Source organism: Candidatus Ruminimicrobiellum ovillum, assembly GCF_002392975.1.
In the GTDB taxonomy this organism is placed as follows: Bacteria; Elusimicrobiota; Endomicrobiia; order Endomicrobiales; family Endomicrobiaceae; genus Ruminimicrobiellum; species Ruminimicrobiellum ovillum.
In genome coordinates this window covers 19,130-38,994 of sequence record NZ_DGIC01000008.1, presented here as the reverse complement: position 1 = coordinate 38,994, position 19,865 = coordinate 19,130, and the positions used below count along the sequence as shown (strand labels likewise).

The following is a 19,865-nucleotide window of genomic DNA, read 5'->3' as shown; positions in this document are numbered from 1 at the left end:
GTCTATGAGCGCAGAAAAATTTAGAGCAAAAAGCTATAAATAAAAAAAGCTTTTTAGTGCGAACATGTTTGAAAAAAATCCGTTTCGTTAGGTTGTTAGGATTTTTTAAGTTGGAGCACGGCTTTAAATTTTTCAAACGAATGGCTTTTTTGCTTGTAAATGAGAAATTTTAAAAGAACTAAAAACGACAATTTATAATTTACAATTTATAACTAAATTTTTCAAATTATTTTTGTCGTTGTTGCTTTTCTAAACTTATAACCCTATAACCTAATAACCTGTCGTTATTTTAATTGTATACCGGTATAACTACAGGTTTTTTCGATATCGGATTAGTATGAACAACAACTTTTACATCATAAACTTTTTCTATATCTTTATAATTTAAAACTTTTTCGGCAGATCCGAAATTGATAACCTTTTTATCATCAAGAAAAACTATATCCGAACAAAATTCTCCTGCCAAATTCAAATCGTGAACGGTAGTAATAATTGTTTTATTATATTTTTCGTTTAACATTTTTAACAACTTAAATATTGTTGCCTGACTGCCGATATCAAGATGAGATGTCGGTTCATCGAGTGCAACAATATCGGTTTGTTGAACCAATGTCTGCGCCAACAAAACTTTTTGTCTTTCCCCGCCGGAAAGTTCGTTTATATTCCTTTCTTCTAATTCCGATGTTTCGGTAAGTTTCATTACATCTTCAACTGTTTTAAAATCTTCTGCACTTGCCATCTTGAACATGTTTGTGTAAGGATATCTCCCGAACATAATAAAATCTTTAACATTAAAAGAAAAGTCAAACTGCATCGTTTGCGGCATAAAAGAAATTTTCCTTGCCAAAATATTTTTTTTCATATCATAAACATTTTTATCATCAATGAAAATATTTCCTTTTACGGGTTTTAAAAGCCCTGCTATTGATTTTAGCAATGTACTTTTACCGGTTCCATTTTTACCGATAATTCCGATAAAAGATTTCTCTTTTAAGTTTAAAGTTATATCTTCAAGAACCGTTCTTTTATCGTAAGATAATGAAACTTTTTCTATTTTTATCATATAGATATCTTACCTGCTTTTCTTAAAAGTAAGAAAACAAAAAATAAACCGCCGATTATGCTTGTTATTACACCTATCGGAATTTCCACGGGAGCAATTACAGTTCTGCTTACCGTATCACATATCAACAAAAATATTGCTCCTACGACAGCGGAAAACGGCATCAATACTTTGTTATTATTTCCCACAAATTTTCTTGTAATGTGCGGTATCATAAGTCCTACAAAACCTATAACTCCGCAACAACTTACAATGCATGCCGTTATTAACGAGCTTAACAAGAAAATATATTTTACCGTTCTCGCCGTATTTATGCCTAACGAATTAGATTTTTCATTACCTAAACTTATTATATTTATAACATTACCCAAGCAACATAAAATTACAACACCTGCCATAACTAAAATTATTACCATAGGCAAAATTCGTTCATCAAAAAAAGCAAGATTTCCCATAAGCCACATAAAAGCGGAATACAATTGATCCGAAGACGATATTGAAAATACCAACATTACCGCAGAAGAGAAAATATAACTTGCAACCACACCGGAAAGTATCATGGTATTGGAATCAAACTCTTTTTTCATGTTAAGTATATAAACTAAACCTACCGATAACAATGCACCTAAAAATCCCAACAACGGTAAAAATATCCAAGAAAGTTTTGTTATTCCGAAAGCAAAACCGATTGAAGCACCAAATGCCGCACCGCCCGAAATTCCTAATGTGAAAGGATCTGCTAACGGATTTCTAAGTACACCTTGAAAAACACAACCGCTGCAGGCAAGACCTGCACCTGCAACTATAGCAATAATAACTCTGGGCAATCTTATTTGATTTATTATCGTGTAAGTATTACCCTCACCGGTTGAAAATAAAGATTTTAACATTTCCATAACGGATATATCACTTATACCGGATATCATCGCAATTATAAATGTTATAACCAATATTATAAGTAATAAAACGAACTTGAGAATTTTGTTCATTTTTTTATTATCAAATTATTTATTTCCTTATATTTTTCACGAATATGTTCTTGTTCTTTTTTAGACCTTATCTTCATATTCCTTTCTTCTCTTTCTTTTCTTGCAAATGCTTCTTCTTTTGCTCTCCTTATAGCTTCTTCCCTGGTCGTTTCTGCCAACATATCTGTCTTCACATCTATTTTTTTTTCACTTGCTTTTTTTATAGCTTCTTTCTTACTGTTTTCGGCCAATATATCTATATTCCTATCGGCAATTTTATTTTTTTCGTCCGCTTTTCTTATTGCTTCTATTCTACTGTTTTCAGCCAATATATCTATACTTATGGTAAAACCTCTATTTTTAGCTTTTTTATTTTTATTACCATTGTTACCTGCGACAAAGACATATACTATAAGCACAAAAAAAACAAAAGCAATAAGAGCGATAAAATAACTTTTTTTATTTTTTTCTAAGTCCCTTATTTTTTTTATTATTAACTCAAATTTATTCTTCTCTTTATCAGAAGTAACATCCTCAGTTTCATTGTTTTTACTGTTTAGCAAATTATCTAAACTATCAGAGATTTCCTTAAGTTTTTCTTTTTGTTTTATTTCTTTGCTGATAAAAGCAAGTATTGAGTCAGATGCTCTCTCACCTTTTTCATTATATCCTACACTTTTAATGTCCTTTTCCCCGTTTATACCGAATGTATGTGAACCGCCTGCTGATATTTTAACGATATTATCCAAACTGCCAACTTCACATTGACCTTTATCGTTATTTCCTGTCGCAACGACCGTTCTATCACTTCTTAAACCAACAGTATGATCTCTTTTTCCTGCCGATATTGCTATAATTCTGTTCCAATCCGAAACATTACACTGCCCTTTATCGTTATTTCCCACAGCGACAACCGTTCCATCTTTCTTTAAACCGATTGTAAAATCGTATCCTGCGGAAATTGCGGCAATATCTTTCCAATCTTGAACATTACATTGTCCCTTATCATTATTTCCTGTTGCAACAACACTTCCGTCACTCTTCAAACCTATTGTAAAATCGTATCCTGCGGAAATTGCAACAATATCTTTCCAATCCTGAACATCACATTGTCCAAAAAAAGTATTCCCTGCTGCAACAACGGTTCCATCGGATTTTAATCCTATTGTAAAATTGTATCCTACGGAAATTGCGGCAATATCTTTCCAATCTTGAACATCACATTGCCCGTCATTATTATCTCCGCAAGCGACAACCGTTCCGTTTTTCTTCAATCCGACCGTATGCATATATCCCGCAGCGACATCGGCAATAGAGTTCCACTTTCTAACATTACATGCTCCAAAGCCATTTTCTCCGACGACATACATTGTATTATTTTGATTTACCGCTACGATATAATTATCACCCGCAGACATAGATATCAAATCCACAGCTTCTATATTTTGGATAACACACAAACCTATAATAAATACTATAACTATGTTTACAAAAATAAACTTTATAAATCTGTTCATATATACTTTTAATCTCCTGCAGTATTGTTCAATTTGTTTTTCAAAACTTTTATTCCGTTCAAAAATCTTTTTGGAGTAGGTGTAAAAATATCGTTTGCTTCCAACAAATAAATTTTATTATTTTTTACCGCCGTTATGTTTTTATATTTGTTCCATTTGGCAATTTCCTGTTCGCTTACATCTCCCATATTTACAAGCATTATAATATCCGGATTTTTTTCTATAACAGATTCCACGCTTATGTTAGGATATCTCATATCTATATCTTCAAACACATTTATTCCGTTTACAAATTTGTTATATTCATTAACAAAACTTTGTTTACCTACGGTAAATATGGGATTTGCACCTACTTCCCAAAAAATTTTTTCTTTGTTAATATTTTTTGCATCATCGTCTAATTTAGAAATTTCATTTTTCACATTATTTATTATTTCTTTTGCCGTATCCGATTTATCCAAGTAGTCGGCAAGCTGTTGAAAATTGATACAAATATCTTCAAAGCTTGAATACGGTTCCATAACATATACTGTTAATTTTAATCTTATCAACTTATCAATAACGGTTTTATAATTTCCCTCTTTCGTAGCTATAATCAAATCGGGATTCAATGATATAATTTTTTCAATATTGGGTTCCGTTACTGTTCCGATTTTTTCTTTTTTAAAATTACCGTCGGAACAATAAACCGTGTTTGCAACCAATTCTTTATCAATATCCAACTCGTATAAGCTTTCGGTAGCAGACGGTGCCAACGAAATTATTCTGTTGTACTTTGCAAAAACGTTTGATGATAACAAAAATATTAACAATAATAAAATTTTAAAAATGCTTTTCATTTCTAATTGCTAATTTCTAATTACTAATTACTAATTGTATTAAAATTCTATTCCTTCCTGTGCCGGAACACCCTTATTGTAAGGATGTTTTATTTCTTTTACTTCACTTACCAAATCGGCAACATCTATAAGTTTTTGACTTGCGCCTCTTCCGGTGACAACAATATTAGATTTTTCGTTCAATTGTTTTATAATATCTATCAATAAATCTTCTTCTATAAAATTATCTCTTATTGCAATATTAAATTCTTCCAATACTATCAAATTATATTTATTATTCTTTATAATTTCTTTTAATTTATCTATTGCCTGTTTACATTCTTCTACTGTTTGTTCTTTTGTTATATCTCTAAAGCAAAACGGATGTTTTGTGGCAAAAGAAAAGAAATCCAACCCTTCGAGTTTGGTCAAAATTTTTTGTTCTCCGTAAAAATCTTCACCTTTAAAAAGTTGAACCAAACAAACTTTTTGATTATGTCCCAAAGCTCTGACTATTTGACCTATTGAAGATGTGGTTTTTCCTTTTCCGTTTCCTGTTATTACTATTATCATATTTTCTATACCACTTATAACGATTTGTAATTTTGGCTTACAACTTTGTGTTTTCAAAAATCATGTACCCATTCACTTCGCTATATTTTTAGTACACTTCATTTTGAAAACACTTCGTTTCAACTCAAACTTACAAATCTAAATATGTAAAATCGCTAAGCGATTTTTATTATTTTGCTATAAAATAAAAAAAACCGGTTTCTAATAAGAAATCGGTTACTCAAAACTACAAAAACAATCTCCTTTCTCATAGAAAAGAAACGGTTTAAACTAATAAGTAATAAAGATCTTCAACTTTATTTGGGCCTGGTAGGACTTGAACCTACGACCATTCGATTATGAGTCGAGTGCTCTAACCAACTGAGCTACAGGCCCTTCAAAAAAAACAACACAAGTATTATACTTAAAACTTTTTTTTTAGTCAATACTTGAAAAAATACTCAATAATATGATATAAATATTGGCTATGAATACAAATGCGTCATTAGCTCAATTGGTAGAGCAAACGGCTCTTAACCGTTAGGTTATAGGTTCGATTCCTATATGACGCATTTTTTTTATTTTATCAAGAAAACTATTGACAAATCAGTCAATAAATACTTAAATATATTAACGAGCCGATAAACGGTTCGTATTAAAAAAGTCCTGATCGGACTATAAATAAGGAGTAGACGTAAATGGCACAAGGTAAAGTAAAATGGTTTAATGACCAAAAAGGTTATGGATTCATTTCCAACGATGATGGTTCAGGCGATGTATTCGCACATTATTCAGCTGTTCAAGCAGAAGGTTTTAAATCTCTTGCTGAAGGCGACAAAGTTGAATTTGATGTTGTTGAATCAGAAAAAGGTCCTAAAGCAGCTAACATAAGAAAAATATAATTTTTTTGCTAGCATAATAAAAAACACTCTGTCGAAAGGCAGAGTGTTTTTTTTATTTGATTAAATTTATTTACTGAAATATTCCAAAGCTAAAAGATATCCCTGAATTCCAAGACCTGCTATTTGTCCTATAACAACAGGTGCAATTAAAGAGTTATGTCTGAATTCTTCTCTGGAATAAACATTTGAAATATGAACTTCTATTGCGGGTATATCAACAGCGGCAAAAGCATCTCTTATTGCAACCGATGTATGAGTATATGCCGCGGGATTTATTATAACAGCATCAAAATTTCCTTTCGCTCCGCAAATTTTATCAACTATTTCACCTTCGTGATTTGATTGAAAAAATTCAACTTCAACCTTTAATTGTTCTGCTCTGTTTTTTATTTCGTTTTCGATATCTTTCAAAGTTGTTTTACCGTAAATTTCAGGTTCTCTTGTACCTAACAAATTTAAATTGGGCCCGTTAATTATCAATATTTTTTTCATTTTATAAAATCCTTTATTGTATTTAAAATTATTTTATTATCAATTTCTATACCTGTTTTGGCTTTACCGATTTTTTCGGGTAAAACAAATCTTACTTTTCGAGAAACTGATTTTTTATCTTTTTTCATTATGTTTAATAAATCAATAGGATTAACTTTTAAATTAACTTTATCGCTAAATCCGGAACTGATAATCATATCCTTTATTTTTTGTTTTGTTACGTTGTCACAAAATTTAACTCTGTTAGAAAGTTCGGCAACAAATAACATTCCGATTGCAACAGCTTCACCGTGCAAATATTTTTTATATTTTGTTACGGTTTCCAATGCATGTCCGAAAGTGTGTCCGAAATTCAACAACTCTCTCACACCTTTTCTTTCTTTTTCATCTTCTTCTACAACTTTTGCTTTAAACTTACAACACTCATAAATAATTTTGTCGAAATCTTTTTTATTTATAACAGATTTGTTTAATATTACATTTAATTCATCAAAAAATTTAGAGCTGAAAGTAATTGCATATTTAATTACTTCCGCCATACCGTTTTTTATATGTTCGGGACTTAATGTTTCTATGAAATTTGAATTTATATAAACAAATTTCGGTTGATAAAATGTACCTACAACATTTTTACCCATTTCCAAATCTATGCCGGTTTTTCCTCCGATAGAAGAATCAACCATAGCAAGCAACGATGTAGGAATTTGTACAAGGTCTAAGCCTCTCATATATGTAGATGCAAACAGTCCGGAAATATCTCCTGCTACACCGCCACCCAAAGCAACTACAGTAAACTTTCTGTCAACACCTACTTTCAAAGCATAATTATATATATCAACCAAAGTATTTATGTTTTTTGATTGTTCCCCGGCTTTAAAAGTAAAACTTTCTAATATAAAATTCTCTTTTTTAAGTAATGAAATAAACTCTTTTAAATACAATTTTGAAACATTTGTATCACTAATAAAAAATATCTTCCTGTCAGGAAGATATTTTTTTAAACTTGCTAATAAATTCTTATTATTATCTGAAAATATTATCGGATATGGATTTTGTTTCAACTTCACATTTATAACTTTCATCGAAGGTTACCACTCTATATCTTTTTTTATTATTCCGTTACTGTTTTCTAATCCGTATCTCGTATTCCAATCTTGTTCTTGATCAGAAGATTTCGGTTTCTTAACACTTTTCTTATTTCTGTCAATAACTATCTTTTCTACAACATAAAAATTTTGATTCTTCATGTTACCTGACAAATTCTTATATGTCCTTGATTTAGGAGATATATTTAATATCTCTTTACCTGAAAGAACAGTTATCAAATAATTCCCGCCTTTTTCCAAACCGGCAATTTTATAATAGCCGTTCTTATCCGTTAAATAAATTTTCTCTTCACTTGCCAACAATAAACGAACTTGAACACCTTTCACACCAAACTTAGATTTTAAAACTCTACCTTCTATGTAGAATGTTTCCTTCTTTATATCTTTTGAAATCTCTTCTTTTTCTACTTTCTTTATTTTTGCTTCTTCGGCTGCTCTTATTTTTTCTTCTTTTGCAAGTCTTGCCGCTTCTTCTTTTTCTGCTTTTATTCTTTCTTTTTCCGCTTTTGCTTCTTCTTCAAGTCTTAATTTTTCTTCCTTTGCTATTCTTGCTGCTTCTTCTTTTTCTGCTTTTATTCTTTCCGCCTCAGCTTTTGCCTCTTCCTCGGCTTTCTGCTTTTCTTCTAATGCCAATCTTTCCGCTTCTTCTTTTTCCGCTTTGATTCTTTCTGCCTCAGCTTTTGCCTCTTCCTCGGCTTTCTGTTTTTCTTCTAATGCCAATCTTTCTGCTTCTTCTTTTTCCGCTTTGATTCTTTCGGCTTCAAGTCTTGCTTCTTCTTCGGCTTTTTGTTTTTCTTCCAATGCCAATCTTTCCGCTTCTTCTTTTTCTGCTTTTATTCTTTCTTTTTCTAATCTTGCTTCTTCTTCTATCCTTAATTTTTCTTCTTTGGCTAATCTTTCAGCTTCTTCTTTTTCCGCTTTGATTCTTTCTTTCTCGGCTTTTTCCGCTTCTATTCTTGCCTGTTTTTCCTCTTCGGCTCTTTGTTTCTCTTCCAATATAAGTCTCTGCTTTTCTTCTTCCTCTAATTTTTTCAATTCAGCTTCTAAACGAGCCTGCTCTTCGGCTTCCTGTTTTGCTCTTATCTTTTCTTCTTTTGCTATTCTTTCAGCCTCTTCCTTTTCCGCTTTTATTCTTTCGGCTTCGGCTTTTGCTTCTTCGGCTGCTCTTATTTTTTCTTCTCTTGCTAATCTTTCAGCTTCTTCTTTTTCGGCTTTGATTCTTTCTTTCTCGGCTTTTTCCGCTTCTATTCTTGCCTGTTTTTCCTCTTCGGCTCTTTGTTTCTCTTCCAGTATAAGTCTCTGCTTTTCTTCTTCCTCTAATCTTTTAATCTCAGCATCCAAACGAGCCTGTTCTTCAGCTTCCTGTTTTGCTCTTATCTTTTCTTCTTTTGCGAGTCTTGCCGCTTCTTCTTTTTCCGCTTTAATTCTTTCTTTTTCCGCTTTTGCTTCTTCGGCTGCTCTTATTTTTTCTTCTTCTGCCAATCTCTTTTCTTCCAAAGCAGCTCTCATCTTCTCTTCTGCTTCAAGTTTTCTTATTTCGGCATTTAAACGAGCCTGTTCTTCAGCTTCCTGTTTTGCTCTTTCTTTTTCTTCTTTTTCTAATCTTATTGCCTCAGCTTTTTCGGCTTTAATTCTTTCTTTTTCTATTCTGGCTTCTTCTATTGCTCTTTCTTTTTCTTCTTTGGCTAACCTTGCCGCCTCAGCTTTTTCGGCTTTAATTCTTTCTTTTTCCGCTTTTGCTTCTTCGGCTGCTCTTATTTTTTCTTCTTTTGCAAGCCTTGCAGCTTCTTCTTTTTCCGCTTTGATTCTTTCTTTTTCCGCTTTTGCTTCTTCTATTTTTAATCTTTTTTCTTCAGCTGCTCTGACTTTTTTATCAAATGCCTCTCTCTGTTTTTCTTCAGCTTCCATTTTCTTCATTTCGGCATTCAAGCGAGCCTGCTCTTCGGCTTCTTCTTTTGCTCTTATCTTTTCTTCTTTAGCCAATCTTATTGCTTCTTCTTTTTCCGCTTTGATTCTTTCTTTTTCCGCTTTTGCTTCTTCGGCTGCTCTTATTTTTTCTTCTTTTGCAAGTCTTGCCGCTTCTTCTTTTTCTGCCTTTATTCTTTCTTTCTCTGCTTTTGCTTCTTCTATTTTAGCCTGTTTTTCTTCTTCGGCTCTTTGTTTTTCTTCCAATGCGACCCTCATTTTCTCTTCCGCTTCAAGTTTTCTCATCTCGGCTTCCATACGAGCCTGCTCTTCGGCTTCTTCTTTTGCTCTTATCTTTTCTTCTTTAGCCAATCTTATTGCTTCTTCTTTTTCTGCTTTAATTCTTTCTTTTTCCGCTTTTTCCGCTTCTATTCTTGCCTGTTTTTCCTCTTCGGCTCTTTGTTTTTCTTCCAATGCGGCCCTCATTTTCTCTTCCGCTTCAAGTTTTCTCATCTCGGCTTCCATACGAGCCTGTTCTTCAGCCTCTTCTTTTGCTCTTATCTTTTCTTCTTTTGCTATTCTTTCAGCCTCAGCTTTCTCCGCCTTAATTCTTTCGGCTTCGGCTTTTGCTTCTTCGGCTGCTCTTATTTTTTCTTCTTTTGCAAGTCTTGCCGCTTCTTCTTTTTCTGCTTTTATTCTTTCTTTTTCCGCTTTTTCGTCTTTAACAACTTCAACGGAAATTTTTTCTTTTTCCGTTTCAGGTTCTTCTTCATCCGACAAAACCGCAAAATTGATATTTTCCAAATCGTCCGATAAATTCGAAATTTCTATTTCCTGTTTCGTAAATATAAAACTGTCACTTGAAACTCTTATAACATAATCTTCATGCGGTGCTAAATTTTTCAATGTATATCTACCGTTTATGTCGGTCTTTGCCGATTTGTCATTGCATAATACAACAGCATCTTTTAATGGTCTTACACCATTCAAAACTTTACCGGAAACATTTAATGCTCCTTCAAAAGAAACAGTTTCATCCTGTTGTAATCTGTCTATAATTTGTTTTGGTTTGGCAAATTCTATTCCGTTTTTACTTGCAGTTATTATGTATTTACTGCCGCCTTCCACTCCCTTTATCGTACATAATCCGCTCTTATCTGTTTTATATACGGCATTATCCAACTTTATATCTACTTTCTCTAAAGGAACGCTTCCGCGAACGGCCTTAACTGTTATATTAAATTTTTCATTTTCGGCTTTAAATGCTTGATAATTGGGTTCTTTCATTAAGGAATTTATTATTTTTTCTTTAGGATCAAAAGAGTATCCTTTACTTGATACAGAAATTATATACTGTTTGTTTAATCCCAAATTAGGAATTTTAAACATACCTTGTGCATCCGATTTAAATTCTTCGTCAATATCACTTACTTTAACTACAACATTCTTAAGCGGTTTCCCGTTATATGTAACTTTTCCTACAAACTGACCTACTATTTCAAAATCGAGATTATCTTTATCACTTGTTACTCTTGTTACAGGTATTGATTTCGGTGATGAATCATATTTATTATCAGCTACTTTTATAACATAGTCTCCGTTTGTAACAGCGGACTCTACTTTATAGTATCCGTCTTCATCGGTTTTATATCTTACACCGTTTATATCTATGTCTATACCTGCAAGACCTTCTCCCGAAGATGTAACCCTTCCGGCAAGAGTAATATCTTTTTTGAAGTCATGTACAACATTTTTTTCCAAATAATCCGTTTTGTATGGACTAAAAATATATTTATCGGACACAACTCTTACTTCATATGGCCCGTTATAATCCAAGTTATCTATAACATATTCACCCTCTTCATCGGTATAATATTTAATCGGTCTGTTGCTAATCATAACAATAACGCCCTTTGCAGGTTTTCCGCCGACAATGACTTTTCCTCTTATGGAATATTTTGCACTTGAAGCAACAAAATCCTGATTGATTTTACTTTCATCCAAATTTTTGAAAACTTTTGTGTCAGGTGTGAATACGTATCCGGGTTTTGAAATTTTTAATGTATAAGTACCGCCTTTTTCAAGACCGGCAATTATATAGTTTCCCGTTCTGCCCGTTTTTACTTTTAAGTTTTTTGTACCGGTAACATCTATAGTAATATCGTTAAGTGCTAACCCCGAAGAGGACGAAAACTGAGTAACTGCACCGCTTATAGACACGGTTTCCGCATAGGAATACATGCACATAAGTAATCCGGCAAAAACGAATATGCAAGTTGCAAAAAGTTTTTTCATGTTTTCTCCTAATTTAGTTTATAACACATTTCCTAATATTTTAACCTTTTTTATTTTATTTTTCAATTATTTTTTCAATTTTTTATTATTGTTAAATTAGCAAACTTTGCCAACAACTTTTTCCATTGCCCGTTTGAAAACAGTACTACCAACTTTAAATTGTCTCCCGAACCGCTCTTTTCTATTATCTTTCCGTTACCGAAAGCCTGATGAGAAACAAGTGTCCCTATTTGGTACGGACTATCATCTGCTCTTTCCAAAGGTTCGTAAGTTATCTCTTCTTTATATTTAGATTCAAACGGAATAGTATTTGTTACAACATTTCTTGCTGCTCTGTTGGAAAGCTGCTCCGTAAAACCGGCTTCCAACAAAAATCTTGACGGCATATTCCATTTTGTTTTACCGAACACCGTTCTTTCGGTTGCCCAAGTCATATACAAATTTTCTTTGGCTCTTGTCATACCGACATACATTAACCTTCTTTCTTCTTCCAATTCCTGTTCATCATAAGCGGATTCACCTATAGGAAAAAGACCTTCTTCCAAACCTACTATGAACACATTTTTAAACTCCAATCCTTTTGCCAAATGGAGTGTCATAAGTGTAACTTTATCTTCACTATCCTGCCAAGAATCTATATCGGTAACAAGGGCTACTTGCGATAAGTACCCGGCAAGTGATCTGTCCGGTGATCTTCTTTCAAAATCTTCAACTGCGGAAACAAATTCTTGTATATTTTCTATTCTGCTTTTGTTTTCCGGACTATCGGTAAGTTCAAGTTCTCTTATATAACCGGAATCTTCTATTACCGTTTCCACTATTTCTTTTACGGTTTTATCATATTTCGTAAGAACATTTTTTTCTATTATTTGTCTGAACGAGTTCATTGCGGCAAGCGAACTTCTCGGGATAATGTCTGTTCCTGCAAACTTTAATGCTTCATATAACGAAATACCTTTGGATGTGGCAAAAGCTTCCAATTTATCCATAGAAGATTTTCCCACCCCTCTTCTCGGGACATTTACTACTCTTCTAAAACTTACATTATCGTTTGGATTATGTATAAGTTTTAAGTATGCCATAATATCTTTAATTTCGGCTCTTTCGTAAAACTTTAATGTTCCGACAATATTATAAGGTATTCCTTGTCTTCTTAAAGCATCTTCCAATGCTCTGGACTGTGCATTTGTTCTGTAAAAAACCGCAAAGTCGGAAAGCTTATAACCGCTTTCCCTGTTTATAAGTATCATATCCACAACTCTGGCAGCTTCATCATTTTCGTTCATATTTTGGAAAACATTTATGTTACCTTTATCTTCGTTACTTGTCCAAAGTTGTTTAGGTACTCTGCCGGTATTATTTTTAACCACATTCCATGCTCTTTGAAGTATCTTTGGCGTAGAACGATAATTTTCTTCAAGTTTTACCGTGGTACAACCGGGATAATCTTTTTCAAAATCAAGAATATTTGTTATATCCGCTCCTCGCCAAGAATAAATACTTTGATCATCGTCACCTACTACACATATATTCTTATATTTTTCCGCTAACATCTTCGTTAAAACATATTGTGCATGGTTGGTATCCTGATACTCGTCCACCAATATGTATTGAAATTTGTCTTGATATTTTGAAAGAATGTCTGGATTTGCCTGTAAATTTAAAACTGTTTGCATTATCAAATCACCGAAATCAAAAGCGTTATAAGTTTTTAATTTCTTTTGATAAAGTTCGTATATTGCCGATACCGTTTTACCGTAAAAGTCACCTTTTGCCTGGCAATCATCGTTCATATCCTGCGGGCTGTCCAAATCGTCTTTTGCTCTGCTTATTCTGTTTGCCACCCATGTAGGTTTAAACTTTTTATCGTCAAGATTTAATTCTTTTATACATTCTTTTACAACATTCACCTGCTCGCCCATATCGTATATAAGAAAGTTCGGATCTATACCGAAATTTTTTGCTTCGCAGGATAAAAGGTACAAACAGAACGAATGGAATGTGGAAACTCTGACATCAAAAGCCATGTTGTCGGTTAACTCGTTAACCCTTTTTCTCATTTCGTTTGCGGCTTTATTTGTAAATGTAACTGCCAAGATGTTGTAAGGTTTTACACCCTGTTCCAACAAATATGCAATTCTATATGTAATAACTCTTGTTTTGCCTGTTCCGGCACCTGCAAAAATTATTAACGGACCGTCTGTATGTAAGACGGCCTCTTTTTGTGAATTATTTAAATTGTCTAATGATATGGTCATAATTTGTGTATTATACCATATATAAAAAATAATACTCAAATAATTGTTTTATAAATAAAATATATGTAAAATATTAAAGTTATTTTATTTATCATATATGCAAAGGAGCATGTAATGAACACTCAACAACAAGAAAATAAATATTTAATGAAGACATACAAAAGATATAATGTTTCCGTTAAAAAATCTAAAGGGCAATATGTTTGGGACGAAAACGGTAAAAAATATTTGGACTTTTTTTCCGGTATAAGTGTTTGCAGTTTCGGACACGGTAACCCTGCAGTAATTTCCGCAATAAAAAAGCAGTTGGATTTGTTTGTACACTGTTCCAACGTTTATTATTCCAAACCGCAAGTTGAAGTTGCAAAAGCTTTGCTTGATAAATCTTTTAAAAACGGCAGGGTATTCCTTGCAAATACCGGTGCGGAAGCCAACGAAGGTGCAATAAAAATTGCAAGAAAGTGGGGCAGCGATCATCCTTTAAAAGACGGAACCAAAAGATACGAAATAATTGCATTTAAAAACTCTTTTCACGGAAGAACACTTGCAACTCTTGCTGCAACAGGTCAGGAAAAGTTTCATGTTTCTTTTAAACCGTTACAACAAAAATTTGTGTTTGCCGAATTTAACAATATAGATTCAGTAAAAAAGTTAATAAACAAAAATACTGTAGCAGTAATGATTGAGTTGGTACAAGGTGAAGGCGGAATAAATATTGCCGATAAAAAGTTCGTTAAAGATTTAAGAAAACTTTGTGACGATAAAAATCTTCTTTTGATATGCGATGAAATTCAGTGCGGTTTGGCAAGAACAGGTAAAACTTTTGCTTGGCAACATTACGGAATAAAGCCGGACATCTTTACATTAGCAAAAGCAATAGCTAACGGTCTTCCGTTAGGTGCTGTTGTTGCAGATAAAAAAGTTGCCGAGGTATTTAATTACGGTGATCACGGTTCAACTTTCGGCGGTAACCCCGTATCTTGTGCTGCAGCTGTTGCAACATTAAAATTAATTACTCCGAAACTTTTGAAAGATGTTACCGACAAATCAAAATATTTCGTTAAAAAGTTGAACGAATTAAAGAAAAAGTTTTCCTGCATTAAAGAAGTTAGAAGTTTAGGTCTTTTGGTAGGTGTGGAGCTTGATTTTGCCGGTAAAGATATAGTAGAATTTTGCATTGAAAAAGGTCTTCTTATAAACTGTACTCAAGGTAATGTTTTAAGATTTTTACCGCCTTTTGTAATAACTAAAAAAGATATAGATAAAGCAATTAAAATATTGGAGGATGCACTAAAATGGCAGACATTAAAAAAGTAGTTGTAGCCTATTCGGGCGGACTTGACACATCCATCATTTTATCTTGGATAAAGGAAACATATAATGCAGAAGTTATCGCATGTTGTGTAAATGTAGGTCAAGACAAAGAAGTTATCGGACTTAAAGAAAAAGCTAAAAGAACAGGTGCTTCAAAATGTTATGTTATAGATGCTAAAAAAGAGTTTGTAACAGACTACATTTTCCCTGCAATAAAAGCTAATGCTCTTTATGAAAACAGATACTTGTTGGGAACATCACTCGCAAGACCTGTAATTGCAAAGAAAATTGTTGAAATAGCAAAGAAAGAAAAAGCAGATGCAATTTGTCACGGTGCGACAGGTAAAGGTAACGACCAGGTAAGATTTGAACTCGGCTTTAAAGCTTTAATGCCTGAAGCAAAAATAATTGCTCCTTGGAGAATTTGGGACATTAAATCAAGAAACGATGCAATAGATTATGCTAAAAAAAGAGGAATTCCGGTTCCTGTAACAAAAGCAAAGCCTTATTCTTCAGATGCAAACCTTTGGCACATTTCTTATGAAGGCGGAGTATTGGAAGATACCGAAAATGAATGGGATGAAGATATGTTCCAAATGACAGTATCCGCAAAAGATGCTCCTAACAAAGCAACTTATGTAAAAATAGATTTCGTTAAAGGTGTTCCTGTAGCAATTAACGGAAAAACATTTGATCCTGTATCTTTGGTTCAAAAACTTAACGATGTTGCAGGTGCAAACGGTATCGGCAGAATAGATATAATTGAAAACAGACTTGTAGGTATGAAATCAAGAGGAGTTTATGAAGCTCCTGCTGCAACACTCTTATACTTTGCACACAACGAACTTGAATCTATGACAATAGACAGAGATACGGCACACTATAAAGAATTGATAGCACACAAATATGCAGAACTTGCATATAACGGATTATGGTTCAATCCTTTAAGAGAAGCTCTTGATGCTTTTATAGATGTAACTCAGAAATATGTTACAGGTTCGGTAACAGTAAAACTTTATAAAGGAAATATGCAGGTTGTTTCAAGAAAAGCAAAAAATCCTTTATATTGGGAAGAGCTTGCAACATTTGATAAAGACGAAATTTATAACCAAAAAGATGCAGAAGGATTTATCAATTTGTTTGGATTACCGACGAAAGTTCAGGCTTTGATGAGGAAGAATAAATAAAGGCTAAGTTCTTTGACGATAAAAATTTAAACTTTTAGTTACAACTTCATATTTTTAAAGCTTATGTACCGCTTCGCTTATGTACACCGCACTTTAAAAATATTTCGTTTCGCTAACAAATTTTAAATTTTTCTCTTATCTCTTAAATTTATATACTAAGCTAAATTATAAAAAAGGAATTGAAAAGAGCAGAAGATTTTTTTCTTCTGCTCTTTTTTTATGGTATAATTAAATAGTAGTTTAAAACTTAATATTAAATGTTTTTGGAGTCCGAAAGGACAGACTTTTGTTTATGCAAAAGGCATTCTAAACCAAAAACAGACCGTATAGGAATAAGATATTGAAGCTCGCTACTTTGATATCTTATTTCCGAGTGTTTGATGCCCTGTCAAAGGGCATTGAACCACGGCTGTTTATTTTGTGTCTTTAGAATGCCACGAAATAACACAGCCGTTTTTATTTTGCCTACCAAAAATCTTTCCTTTCGAAATTCCAAAAAATGAGATTTAAAAAGGAGGTGAATTTATTGTTTGTAATAAATAATAGTTTATAAGTAATATATCCTTATGTTGTAGAAATTTAATTAGGAGAGCTTTATGAAAAAAAAGTTATTTGTTGCTATAGTATTGTTATTATGTTTTTGTGCATACAATATGCCATTATTTGCAGCCACCAGTGCTGAAATAAAAAAAGAAATAAAAAAAGATGCAAAAAACAGCGCATTTACATTTGTTACCTCTAATGATGATGATTGCTTTTTATATAAAGATAGTAAAGGAAATTTTTATTTATATTACGGAAATTGGTTGTTTGATTATGTAGTTCTTTATGGAAAAAGTGAACTTGTTTCAAAAGAAGAAGTTGCGACAAACATGAAGAAATCATCAGAATCAGAAAAAATAGTTGAGGGAGAATATACTATTTATAAAGTAGATATGGGCTTTCTTAATGATACATTTTATTATGTAAGAACACCCAAAGGCAATTTCTATTCTGTTTCCAAAAAAATCAAAACAATAAAAATAAATGGAGCAGATGATTTGATTAACGATTTATAAGCAATATAAATTTAATAATAAAAAGGAGTTTTTATGAAAAAAATTTTAGTATGTTGTTTGCTGCTTTTTTGTATTTTATTAGTTGCTTGTGATAGCCCGAAAAAGTGTTGGGATAATGCGATTGAAAAATTAAATAATAAAGCTTATGTTGAGGCGGAAACAATTTTGAATAGCTTAATTGAGAAATATCCTACGAGTGAATTTGCAGAAAAAGCAAAAGAAAAAACAGCAGAAATTTATTGGAATAGAGCAACTGATAAATTTAATAATAAAGATTATGAAGAAAGTGAAAAAATTTTAAATGATATTATTGAAAAATATTCTACGAGTGAATTCGCAGAGAAAGCAAAAGAAAAAATAGCAGAAATAAATTTAACCAAAAATAAAATTAAAGCTCAAAGTGTGGTCGATGCAATAAAAAGTAATAAAGTTAAAATAATGAATGGAACAACAACAATGTTACAGGTAGTAATTGATGCTATAGGAGAACCGGTCAAAAGTTTTGATGACAATTCTCATAACATTTTGTTATATGGAGAGGAAGCAAAGGAAGTATCAAAAGATAATTTGACAATAGTTCCTTTTATAGTGAAAGTTCCTATACTTGGTGCTAAAACAATTAAAAGTATGTCTTCAACATTTGAAAACGGTAAAAAAATAAATAAAGGTATAGGTAAAGTAATATGTGCAGAATTAAATAAAATAGAACAAGAAACAAGTGCCGAATTCAGTAATGCAATGTATAGATTATCAAGAGGTTATGGGTATTATAATGATGCAGATGCTTATCAAATGGGAGCAAATATTGCTAACAAAATGGCAGCAAAAATGGAAAAAGTAATCTCTTGCGAACATATATTTAATATACAATTTGAAAGATTACAGATATATAGCTTTGATAAAAAGTTAGTATAAAAAAGGAGAAGTTTATGAAAAAAGTTTTGGCATGTTTTGTCGTTTTTTTTTGTATTTTATTTGTTTCTTGCAGTAGTTCTAACAAGTATGCAGGAAATAAAATATCAGCAGGTGACAAATATACTGTAGTCCTAAAGGAAAACGGGGAAGTAGTTGCTACGGGTAATAACGAATATGGTCAATGCGATGTTAGTGATTGGAAAAATATAGTAGCTGTATCGGCAGGTGTATATCATACAGTAGGATTAAAAAAAGATGGAACTGTAATTTCTAATATAAATGAAGGAATGCATATTGTTGAAAACTGGGAAAATATAATAGCAATCTCAGCTGGTGGTAGGCATACAATAGGTTTAAAGAAAAATGGGACTGTTGTTGCTGTTGGTAACAATGAAGAAGGACAATGCAATGTTAGTAATTGGGAAAATATAGTAGCAATCTCAGCTGGTGGTAGGCATACAATAGGTTTAAAGAAAAATGGGACTGTTGTTGCTGTTGGTAACAATGAAGAAGGACAATGCAATGTTAGTGATTGGAAAAATATAATAGCAATCTCAGCCGGTGTTAAACATACTGTCGGTCTAAAAAAAGACGGAACTGTTGTTGCTGTTGGTCGCAATAAAGAAGGACAATGCAATGTTAGTAATTGGGAAAATATAGTAGCAATCTCAGCTGGTGGTATTGTCACGGTTGGTCTAAAAAAAGATGGAAATGTAATTATTGCTACTAATTTTTTGGATGACTTTGATGATGTTAAAGATTGGAAAAATATAATAGCCATATCTGCAGGTTTATTTCATATAGTGGGATTAAAACAAAATGGTAAAGTAGTTGCTACAGGAGATAATGAGGAAGGCCAATGTAATACTCAAAATTTTGAGTTGAACAATTAAAATAATATAAAAGGATAGTTGTTATGAAAAAACTTATATTATCATTAACAGTAATATTTTTGTTTAGCGGTTTAAGTTTTGCAAAAACAAATTCAAATAATTCTGTTGCTCGTTACAAATCCGGTAGTTATAAAGTAACTACCGGAAACAGAAGTAATACCTACGATAAATACGGTAAGAAAAAGAGTTCAAAAGTAAAAGATTCTTCCGGTAATACGACTATTACAAAATATGATAAAAAAGATAATAAAACTAAAACAACTATAAAAAAGCCTAACGGCTCAAGTAAAACTTATGACGAAAGCGGAAAGTTAATTAAGAAAACAGATGTTACAAATTATTAGAGAAAAAAATAAATGAAAAAGAATACTAAAAAAATTATATTAACTATTGTCGGTATACTTGTTTTTGCTTGTATATGTTATGCGTTATTTTCAAAACCATACAGAATTGAGAGAATAAAAGTTTTTGTAAATGATACGATTTCAAATTTTACAAGCAATGATTAAAAACTTATAAAAGTATAAAATTTTTTCGATTATAAATTAAAAACCATAATTTATATTTTTATCCCTTTCTTTCCTTTACACTTCACCTTAATTATTATAAAATAGATAGGTTA

At 32.2% G+C, this 19,865-nt stretch carries 17 protein-coding genes and 2 tRNA genes; 9 read left to right on the top strand and 10 right to left on the bottom strand.

Going from position 1 to position 19,865, the window contains the following annotated elements:
• Positions 1-289: 289 nt before the first annotated feature.
• The 6 genes from B2Y85_RS02695 to B2Y85_RS02670 form a co-directional block, all read right to left on the bottom strand.
• Positions 290-1,063: an ABC transporter ATP-binding protein gene (locus tag B2Y85_RS02695; protein ID WP_372518935.1), complete on the bottom strand. Its 774-nt coding sequence runs from the start codon at positions 1,061-1,063 to the stop codon at positions 290-292.
• The gene (locus B2Y85_RS02690; protein WP_372518934.1) at positions 1,060-2,052 is read right to left on the bottom strand and encodes a FecCD family ABC transporter permease; all 993 of its coding nucleotides are present in this window, start codon (positions 2,050-2,052) and stop codon (positions 1,060-1,062) included. Before B2Y85_RS02690 ends, B2Y85_RS02695 begins: the two co-directional genes overlap by 4 nt.
• Positions 2,049-3,548, bottom strand: a complete 1,500-nt coding sequence (locus B2Y85_RS02685; RefSeq protein WP_372518933.1) for an RCC1 domain-containing protein — start codon at positions 3,546-3,548, stop codon at positions 2,049-2,051. The genes B2Y85_RS02690 and B2Y85_RS02685 overlap by 4 nt, the downstream gene beginning before the upstream one ends.
• An 8-nt stretch (positions 3,549-3,556) precedes the next feature.
• Positions 3,557-4,387, bottom strand: a complete 831-nt coding sequence (locus tag B2Y85_RS02680) for an ABC transporter substrate-binding protein (RefSeq protein ID WP_372518932.1) — start codon at positions 4,385-4,387, stop codon at positions 3,557-3,559.
• 39 nt (positions 4,388-4,426) lie between these two features.
• A complete protein-coding gene (locus B2Y85_RS02675) occupies positions 4,427-4,939 on the bottom strand; it encodes a cob(I)yrinic acid a,c-diamide adenosyltransferase (RefSeq protein WP_372518931.1) in 513 nt (170 codons plus the stop codon).
• 301 nt (positions 4,940-5,240) lie between these two features.
• A tRNA-Ile gene (locus B2Y85_RS02670) sits at positions 5,241-5,314 on the bottom strand.
• Between the two features lie 103 nt (positions 5,315-5,417).
• Between B2Y85_RS02670 and B2Y85_RS02665 the strand changes: the two genes are divergently transcribed.
• Positions 5,418-5,490, top strand: a tRNA-Lys gene (locus B2Y85_RS02665).
• A gap of 126 nt (positions 5,491-5,616) precedes the next feature.
• On the top strand, positions 5,617-5,820 hold the full coding sequence (locus B2Y85_RS02660) for a cold-shock protein (protein ID WP_372518930.1): 204 nt from the start codon (positions 5,617-5,619) through the stop codon (positions 5,818-5,820).
• 66 nt (positions 5,821-5,886) lie between these two features.
• Here the strand turns inward: B2Y85_RS02660 and aroQ are convergent, their stop codons facing one another.
• The 4 genes from aroQ to B2Y85_RS02640 all read right to left on the bottom strand — a co-directional run bounded on the left by aroQ (position 5,887) and on the right by B2Y85_RS02640 (position 13,876).
• Positions 5,887-6,312: a type II 3-dehydroquinate dehydratase gene (gene aroQ / locus B2Y85_RS02655; protein WP_372518929.1), complete on the bottom strand. Its 426-nt coding sequence runs from the start codon at positions 6,310-6,312 to the stop codon at positions 5,887-5,889.
• Positions 6,309-7,394, bottom strand: a complete 1,086-nt coding sequence (gene aroB, locus B2Y85_RS02650; RefSeq protein ID WP_372518928.1) for a 3-dehydroquinate synthase — start codon at positions 7,392-7,394, stop codon at positions 6,309-6,311. Before aroB ends, aroQ begins: the two co-directional genes overlap by 4 nt.
• 6 nt (positions 7,395-7,400) lie before the next feature.
• The gene (locus B2Y85_RS02645; protein ID WP_372518927.1) at positions 7,401-11,618 is read right to left on the bottom strand and encodes a hypothetical protein; all 4,218 of its coding nucleotides are present in this window, start codon (positions 11,616-11,618) and stop codon (positions 7,401-7,403) included.
• A gap of 74 nt (positions 11,619-11,692) precedes the next feature.
• On the bottom strand, positions 11,693-13,876 hold the full coding sequence (locus B2Y85_RS02640) for an ATP-dependent helicase (protein WP_372518926.1): 2,184 nt from the start codon (positions 13,874-13,876) through the stop codon (positions 11,693-11,695).
• A 114-nt stretch (positions 13,877-13,990) separates the two neighbouring features.
• On the opposite strand from B2Y85_RS02640, the gene B2Y85_RS02635 reads away from it, so the two are divergent.
• From B2Y85_RS02635 to B2Y85_RS02605, 7 genes are all read left to right on the top strand, one after another.
• Positions 13,991-15,193 (top strand): aspartate aminotransferase family protein, encoded by a 1,203-nt coding sequence (locus B2Y85_RS02635; RefSeq protein ID WP_372518925.1) that lies wholly within the window; start codon positions 13,991-13,993, stop codon positions 15,191-15,193.
• Complete coding sequence (locus B2Y85_RS02630; protein WP_372518924.1) at positions 15,172-16,377, top strand: argininosuccinate synthase; 1,206 nt, start codon at positions 15,172-15,174, stop codon at positions 16,375-16,377. The genes B2Y85_RS02635 and B2Y85_RS02630 overlap by 22 nt, the downstream gene beginning before the upstream one ends.
• 596 nt (positions 16,378-16,973) lie before the next feature.
• Positions 16,974-17,435 carry a hypothetical protein gene (locus B2Y85_RS02625; protein WP_372518923.1) on the top strand — a complete coding sequence of 154 codons (462 nt, stop codon included), beginning with the start codon at positions 16,974-16,976 and terminating at the stop codon, positions 17,433-17,435.
• 33 nt (positions 17,436-17,468) lie between these two features.
• Positions 17,469-18,350: a tetratricopeptide repeat protein gene (locus B2Y85_RS02620; protein WP_372518922.1), complete on the top strand. Its 882-nt coding sequence runs from the start codon at positions 17,469-17,471 to the stop codon at positions 18,348-18,350.
• Between the two features lie 14 nt (positions 18,351-18,364).
• Positions 18,365-19,243, top strand: a complete 879-nt coding sequence (locus B2Y85_RS02615; RefSeq protein ID WP_372518921.1) for an RCC1 domain-containing protein — start codon at positions 18,365-18,367, stop codon at positions 19,241-19,243.
• Positions 19,244-19,266: 23 nt separating this feature from the next.
• Complete coding sequence (locus B2Y85_RS02610; protein ID WP_372518920.1) at positions 19,267-19,587, top strand: hypothetical protein; 321 nt, start codon at positions 19,267-19,269, stop codon at positions 19,585-19,587.
• 12 nt (positions 19,588-19,599) lie between these two features.
• Entirely contained in the window at positions 19,600-19,752 is a 153-nt protein-coding gene (locus B2Y85_RS02605; RefSeq protein ID WP_372518919.1) for a hypothetical protein, read from the top strand.
• Positions 19,753-19,865: the final 113 nt, after the last annotated feature.

Excerpts from the sequence above, each read along its gene's own strand:
- B2Y85_RS02605 (WP_372518919.1), top strand. The coding sequence starts at position 19,600 with ATGAAAAAGAATACTAAAAAAATTATATTAACTATTGTCGGTATACTT.
- B2Y85_RS02660 (WP_372518930.1), top strand. The coding sequence starts at position 5,617 with ATGGCACAAGGTAAAGTAAAATGGTTTAATGACCAAAAAGGTTATGGA.
- B2Y85_RS02630 (WP_372518924.1), top strand. The coding sequence starts at position 15,172 with ATGGCAGACATTAAAAAAGTAGTTGTAGCCTATTCGGGCGGACTTGAC.
- B2Y85_RS02695 (WP_372518935.1), bottom strand. The coding sequence starts at position 1,063 with ATGATAAAAATAGAAAAAGTTTCATTATCTTACGATAAAAGAACGGTT.
- B2Y85_RS02690 (WP_372518934.1), bottom strand. The coding sequence starts at position 2,052 with ATGAACAAAATTCTCAAGTTCGTTTTATTACTTATAATATTGGTTATA.
- B2Y85_RS02635 (WP_372518925.1), top strand. The coding sequence starts at position 13,991 with ATGAACACTCAACAACAAGAAAATAAATATTTAATGAAGACATACAAA.
- B2Y85_RS02645 (WP_372518927.1), bottom strand. The coding sequence starts at position 11,618 with ATGAAAAAACTTTTTGCAACTTGCATATTCGTTTTTGCCGGATTACTT.
- B2Y85_RS02615 (WP_372518921.1), top strand. The coding sequence starts at position 18,365 with ATGAAAAAAGTTTTGGCATGTTTTGTCGTTTTTTTTTGTATTTTATTT.
- B2Y85_RS02640 (WP_372518926.1), bottom strand. The coding sequence starts at position 13,876 with ATGACCATATCATTAGACAATTTAAATAATTCACAAAAAGAGGCCGTC.
- B2Y85_RS02685 (WP_372518933.1), bottom strand. The coding sequence starts at position 3,548 with ATGAACAGATTTATAAAGTTTATTTTTGTAAACATAGTTATAGTATTT.
- B2Y85_RS02675 (WP_372518931.1), bottom strand. The coding sequence starts at position 4,939 with ATGATAATAGTAATAACAGGAAACGGAAAAGGAAAAACCACATCTTCA.
- B2Y85_RS02610 (WP_372518920.1), top strand. The coding sequence starts at position 19,267 with ATGAAAAAACTTATATTATCATTAACAGTAATATTTTTGTTTAGCGGT.
- B2Y85_RS02625 (WP_372518923.1), top strand. The coding sequence starts at position 16,974 with ATGAAAAAAAAGTTATTTGTTGCTATAGTATTGTTATTATGTTTTTGT.
- B2Y85_RS02680 (WP_372518932.1), bottom strand. The coding sequence starts at position 4,387 with ATGAAAAGCATTTTTAAAATTTTATTATTGTTAATATTTTTGTTATCA.
- aroB (WP_372518928.1), bottom strand. The coding sequence starts at position 7,394 with ATGAAAGTTATAAATGTGAAGTTGAAACAAAATCCATATCCGATAATA.
- aroQ (WP_372518929.1), bottom strand. The coding sequence starts at position 6,312 with ATGAAAAAAATATTGATAATTAACGGGCCCAATTTAAATTTGTTAGGT.
- B2Y85_RS02620 (WP_372518922.1), top strand. The coding sequence starts at position 17,469 with ATGAAAAAAATTTTAGTATGTTGTTTGCTGCTTTTTTGTATTTTATTA.